This window comes from Thauera phenylacetica B4P (assembly GCF_000310225.1).
Classification (GTDB): domain Bacteria; phylum Pseudomonadota; class Gammaproteobacteria; order Burkholderiales; family Rhodocyclaceae; genus Thauera; species Thauera phenylacetica.
The window spans coordinates 1-5,623 of the sequence record NZ_AMXF01000253.1; the positions used below are offsets into that span (position 1 = coordinate 1).

Sequence of the window (5,623 nt, forward strand, 5' to 3'; positions counted from 1 at the left end):
CTCGCCGCCCCCGACCGCCCCGGGCGCGCGAGCGCCGACGCCGGCCGGCGCGCCGAAGCGCGCCGCCTGCTCGAGCAGGTGGTCGCGAAGCTGGCGCAAGGCGCGCAGTAAGGGTCCAATATGCGGATCAACGCAGCGCCCATGAATGCAGGGAACACGAGGGAGGGAAGGGATGCGCATCCTGCTCGTCGAGGATGATGCCGCGCTCGGCGAGGGGATCCGCGTCGCGCTCAAGCCGGAGGCGTACACGGTCGACTGGGTGCAGGACGGCGCGGGCGCGCTGCACGCGCTCACCCACGAGGACTTCGCGCTCGCCGTGCTCGACCTCGGCCTGCCGCGCATGGACGGGCTCGAGGTGCTGCAGCGCCTGCGCGCCGCCGCCAACGCGGTGCCGGTGCTGGTCCTCACCGCGCGCGACGCCACCAGCGACCGCATCGCCGGGCTGGATGCGGGCGCGGACGACTACCTGGTCAAGCCCTTCGACGTCGACGAGCTGAAGGCCCGCATCCGCGCGCTGCTGCGCCGCAGCGCCAATCGCGCGCAGCCGGTGCTGCACCACCGCGAGGTGCTCCTCGACCCGGTGAACCAGCAGGTGCGCTACCGTGGCCAGCCTGTGGCCCTGCAGCGCAAGGAGTTCCTGCTGCTGCACGAGCTGCTCGCCCAGCCCGGCCGCGTGCTGACCCGCGACCGCCTGCAGCAGGCCTTGTACGGTTGGGGAGAGGAGGCCGAGAGCAATACGCTCGAGGTGCACATCCACCACCTGCGGCGCAAGCTCTTTCCCGAGCTGATCCGCACCGTGCGCGGGGTGGGCTATCTGGTGGACAAGGTCTGATGGGCTCGATCCGTCGCCGCACCTTGCTGCTCGTGCTCGGCCTGCTCGGCATCGCGCTCGGCGGAATCTCCTTCCTCGGCTATCGCGACGCCCGCCACGAGATCCAGGAGCTCTTCGACGCCCGCCTCGCCCAGCAGGCGCGCCTGCTGGCGGGGATGATCCCGGGCGGGATGGCGCCGGACGCGCGCAACGCGCTGCAGGAAGCGCTCGATGCAGGGGGCCTCGGTGCCGCGGCGGGGAAGGAGACGGACGCCGAGCGCGAGGACGACGACGAGGCGCTCGCCCTGGGCCACGAGTACGAGGGCAAGCTCGGCTTCGTGGTGGTGGACGAGCAGGGCCGGGTCCTGCTGCAGTCCGCAGCGGCGCCGCTCGGGGCGCTCGACATGCTGCTCGCCGCACGCTCCGGGGGCACCGCGCCGCGGCGTCTCGCCGAGGCGGGAGAGGCGCTTGCGGGCTATCACACGGTGAGTCTGCACAATGGCGCCTGGCGGCTGTTCCTGCTACGGGATGTGCGCGATCGCCAGTGGATCCTGGTCGGCGAGCGCGAGGACGTGCGTGGCGAGCTCGTCGGCAAGGTCACCTTGCGCAGTCTGCTGCCCGATCTCGTGGGGCTGCCGCTGGTCGCCCTGCTGGTGTGGCTGGCGATCGGCTGGGGGCTGCGCCCGCTCGCGCGCATCGCCGAGTCGCTGCAGGCGCGCGGCCCGGACGACCTCTCGGCGCTCGCGCTGCAGGATGTGCCACAGGAGCTCGATCCGGTGGTGGCCTCGCTCGACCGCCTGCTGCAGCAGGTCAACGCGCTGCTCGAACGCGAGCGCCGCTTCCTCGCCTACGCCGCGCACGAGCTGCGCACCCCGCTGGCCGTGCTGCGCATTCATGCGCAGAACGCGCTGCAGGCGCCCGATCCGGCGGATCGCGACGAGGCGCTTCGACTGATGGGCACGGGCATCGAGCGGGCCACCCGGGTGGTGGCGCAGTTGCTGACACTGGCCCGCCTCGAACCCGACGCGAGCCGGCCGAAGAGGCTGGTGATCGACCTGCTCGCGCTTGTCCGCGAGCAACTCGCCGAGCTCACCCCGCTCGCCGACGAACATGGTCAGGACCTCGCCCTCGAGGCGGACGAGGGGGCCGACTTCCATCTCGAGGGCGACGCCGGCAGCCTGGCCATCCTGATGCAGAACCTGGTGGGCAACGCGGTGCAGCACACGCCGCCCGACGGCTGCATCCGCGTGCTGCTGGAGGCCTCGCCTGCGGCCATCGTGCTGCGCGTGCAGGACAGCGGCCACGGCGTGCCGCCGGCGCTGCGCGAGAAGGTGTTCGAGCGCTTCTTCCGCGCCAGTGGCGGGGAGGGCGCGGGCCTCGGCCTGGCGATCGTCGCGCGCATCGTCGAGTTGCATGGCGGGACGATCTCGCTCGACGACGGTGCGCTCGGCGGCCTGGAGGTGCGGGTAGTGCTGCCGCGGAACGCCACCGCGCCGCGCCGGGGGCAGGGCGATGGAGAGGCTGTGTCGCGCACCATGTCCGGCGGAGCGGCCCGCCCTTAAGCCTCGCTTAAGACAGCTCCCTTACCGTGAACATGCGCTCCGGGTCGGAGCGTGCGCCGGGTGCGGAGCGGCCCTCCGGCCGTCACCGATCGTCCGGCGCGAACCTGGGAGCGGGGACGGGAAGATGCCATCGAACGACGATTTCCATGCCGGGGAGCGCGCCCTGCAGCGGCGCTGGGGCACCTCGACGCTTTGGGATGCGGCGCGCCGGGAGCGGTTGCTGTGGGATCACCTCCCGGACTGGGTGCAGCCGCGGATCGCGGCGGCACCGTTCTTCTTTCTCGCCACCAGCGATGCGACGGGGCGTTGCGATTGTTCCTTCAAGGGCGGTGGCCCCGGTCTGGTGCGCATCCTCGACGCGCGCCGCTTCACCTTTCCGGATTTCGACGGCAACGGCGCGTTCATGAGCCTGGGCAACCTGCAGCAGAACCCGCAGGTCGGTTGTCTGTTCATCGACTTCGGCGACGGCGCGCGGCTGCGCGTCAATGGCCGGGCGACGCTGCTCGAGGGCGAGGCGGCGGACCGGCTTTTCCCCGGGCAAGACCGTGCCGTGGTGGTGGATGTGGAGCTGGTCGTGCCCAACTGCGCCCGCCACATCCCCGCGCTGCGCCCTGCCGCGGCCGAGTCGTGGGGTGCTGCATGAACATTCCCTACCGCATCGCCGCCAACGTCGAGTGGACCAGCAAGTGCAACGCCGCGTGCGCGATGTGTCCGCGCGATGCCATCGAACGGCCGCAATCGATGAGCTTGGCGACCTGGCGCCAGGTGCTCGCCCGCCTGGCTCCGGACGAGATTTTCCGGGTCGTGCTGGCCGGGTACGGCGAGCCGACCACGCACCCCCGCTTCTTCGAGTTCATCGACGAGCTGCGCCCGCATCCGGTGCGCTTCGACATGGTCAGCAACGGCCACCTGCTCGACCTCGAGCGCCTGCGCCATCTCGACGGGGCGATCGACCTGCTGATGGTCTCGTTCTCCAGCATCGACCCGGACGTCTATGCCCGCGTTCACGTGAATCTAGACCAGCGCCGCGTGATGGAGAACCTGCAGGCGGCGAGCCGAACCCTGCGCCGGACCCGGCTCGCGATCAGCCTCACGCCGATGCCCGAGTGCCTGCCCGCGCTCGGCGACACCATCGCGTGGTTGCGCGCGCACGGCATCGAGCGGCTGACCATGTCGCCCACCCTCTACAACCGCGGCGGCAAGCTCGAGGACCATCGCCTGGCGAGCGCGGAGTTGCGGCGGATGATCCGCCTGCACGGGCTGTGCTCGCAGGAGCTCGACTTCGTACCGAGCGCGGCCGAGATCTTCCGTCAGTGGCAGCGCAATCGCTTCGGCTGCATCCCGCGCAACGTGGACCTGTTCGTTGCCGCGAGCGGTGACTATCTTTACTGCTACAACGATGTCGCGCACCGTCATCCGGTCGGCCATGTCGGGGCGGATGCGGTGGCCGCGGTGCTGCGGCGCCGGGAGGGTATGGCGGCCGCCGCGGCCTTGTGCGAGGCCTGCAACATGCGCCACCGCTATGGCCCCTTGGAGCTGCTGGGTGCCGGGCTCGGTCTCGCCCGAGCGCGCTTGCGGGAGGGGTGACGGGACGTGGGGGAGGTGTCGTCGCCGTGATGTGTCGACTGCCTTGCCGACGATACACGTCGGTACACACGAGCACCGGCGGGAAGACTAGATTCAATTCGGATGAGTTCGAGATGTGCCATGCCGCGAGCGGGTGGCCGAACGATGACCAATGTCGACAAGGAGAAGACCATGATGACGCGTACGCTGATGGCAACGGCAATAGGTGTCCTGTTCGCAGGGCTGACCTTCGCCCAGCAACCGGCCGCGGCGCCGGGGGAGGATGCGCCCGTCTTCGGCGCCCAGATCATGACCGAGCAGGAGCGCGCCGAGCACCGCGAGCGCATGCGTGCGGCGGGCACGCCCGAGGAGCGCGAGCAGGTCCGCCTGGAGCATCACAAGCAGATGGTCGAGCGCGCCCGCGAGCGCGGCGTGACCCTGCCCGAGGAGCCGCCGATGCGCGGCGGCATGGGGCTGGGGGCAGGAAAGGGTCTCGGCGCCGGCATGGGGCCGGGCGCAGGCCGCGGACCGGGAGCCGGAATGGGGAGCGGCGCGGGTCCGGGCTCGGGCATGGGGCCGGGCTCGGGCATGGGGCCGGGCGGAGGCATGGGCCCGGGCGGAGGCATGGGGCCGGGCGGAGGCATGGGGCCGGGCGGAGGCATGGGTCCAGGCGGAGGCATGGGCCCGCAGACCGGTGAAGGGCCGCGTGGAGGTACCGGTCCCGGCGGAGGGCGTTGAGTCGCGCTGCGGACCCGTGTCGTAACGGTGGCGGAAAGCTTCCGGGGGGTGCCGCGGCGCCTCCGGCGCTCGTGTGATCACTTCTTGTCGCGTTTGACCTCGACCCCCAGGATCTCGCCGCTGTGCGCGTCGACCTTGACCTCGACGCGGCGGCCCTGCGGGTCGAGTGCCTTCACCTCGTACTTATTGCGCTCGCGCTCGATCTTCTCGAAGTCGCGATAGCCGTCGGCTTCCAGCCGGGCCTGGACCTGCTGCAGGTTCAGGGTCCGGCTTCTGCCGTAGCCGTGGTTTGCGTCGCCGCGGGGGACTGGTCCTGCGCGAAGGCGGGGACGAGCAGCGCGCCGCCGCCGAGCAGGCCGGCGCCGAGGGCGAGGGTGGCGATGAGGGTGTTCGTGCGCATGATGTTTCTCCTTGGGGCTTGTGCGGTCGCGCTTCGACCGTGGGTGCATCCTGCGCGTCGGCGGTTGAAGCCTCGCTGAAGGGGGGCAGGGACTTTTCAGCTGCGCCGGGTGGGTGACGCGGCTCGATCGCCGCATTCGCGCCTGCCGGCGCTCCTACATGAACCAGCGCGCACCTGGCGTGTTCGCGCCCTTCGCCGCCGCACACGAACCGACACGCCCCTGGCGTTCCCGCCCCTCGACGCCCGACGCGAACCGCCGCCCCCTGTAGGAGCGGCGGCAGCCGCGAATTCGGCGATCGAGCGACCGACGTGCTTCGCAATCCCGCACGCCGCATTCGCGCCTGCGGGCGCTCCTACATGAACCAGCGCGCGCCCGGCGTGTTCGCGCCCTTCGACGCCGCCCACGAACCGACACGCCCCTGGCGTTCCCGCCCCTCGACGCCCGACGCGAACCGCCGCCCTCTGTAGGAGCGGCGGCAGCCGCGAATTCGGCGATCGAGCGACCGACGTGCTTCCCAATCCCGCACGCCGCATTCGCGCCTGCCG

8 protein-coding genes are annotated in these 5,623 nt (G+C 71.3%); 5 read left to right on the plus strand and 3 right to left on the minus strand.

The annotated features are described in order from the left end of the window. The first annotated feature begins 172 nt into the window (after positions 1–172). From C667_RS19710 to C667_RS19730, 5 genes are all read left to right on the plus strand, one after another. Positions 173–832 carry a response regulator gene (locus tag C667_RS19710; RefSeq protein ID WP_004378285.1) on the plus strand — a complete coding sequence of 220 codons (660 nt, stop codon included), beginning with the start codon at positions 173–175 and terminating at the stop codon, positions 830–832. Continuing rightward, on the plus strand, positions 832–2,373 hold the full coding sequence (locus tag C667_RS19715; RefSeq protein ID WP_004378287.1) for an ATP-binding protein: 1,542 nt from the start codon (positions 832–834) through the stop codon (positions 2,371–2,373). The genes C667_RS19710 and C667_RS19715 overlap by 1 nt, the downstream gene beginning before the upstream one ends. A gap of 124 nt (positions 2,374–2,497) precedes the next feature. Next, entirely contained in the window at positions 2,498–3,016 is a 519-nt protein-coding gene (locus tag C667_RS19720) for a pyridoxamine 5'-phosphate oxidase family protein (RefSeq protein ID WP_004378289.1), read from the plus strand. Further along, positions 3,013–3,960, plus strand: a complete 948-nt coding sequence (locus C667_RS19725) for a radical SAM protein (protein WP_004378292.1) — start codon at positions 3,013–3,015, stop codon at positions 3,958–3,960. The genes C667_RS19720 and C667_RS19725 overlap by 4 nt, the downstream gene beginning before the upstream one ends. Positions 3,961–4,104: 144 nt before the next feature. Further along, positions 4,105–4,677, plus strand: coding sequence for a hypothetical protein (locus C667_RS19730; protein ID WP_245538507.1), 573 nt, complete (start codon positions 4,105–4,107; stop codon positions 4,675–4,677). 77 nt (positions 4,678–4,754) lie between these two features. Here the strand turns inward: C667_RS19730 and C667_RS26580 are convergent, their stop codons facing one another. The 3 genes from C667_RS26580 to C667_RS26230 all read right to left on the minus strand — a co-directional run. Then, complete coding sequence (locus C667_RS26580) at positions 4,755–4,940, minus strand: PepSY domain-containing protein (protein WP_245538508.1); 186 nt, start codon at positions 4,938–4,940, stop codon at positions 4,755–4,757. Further along, positions 4,937–5,077 carry a hypothetical protein gene (locus tag C667_RS26585; protein WP_245538509.1) on the minus strand — a complete coding sequence of 47 codons (141 nt, stop codon included), beginning with the start codon at positions 5,075–5,077 and terminating at the stop codon, positions 4,937–4,939. The genes C667_RS26580 and C667_RS26585 overlap by 4 nt, the downstream gene beginning before the upstream one ends. A gap of 353 nt (positions 5,078–5,430) precedes the next feature. Then, a partial coding sequence (locus C667_RS26230) for a hypothetical protein (protein WP_211207736.1) occupies positions 5,431–5,623 on the minus strand: 193 nt, incomplete at its 5' end.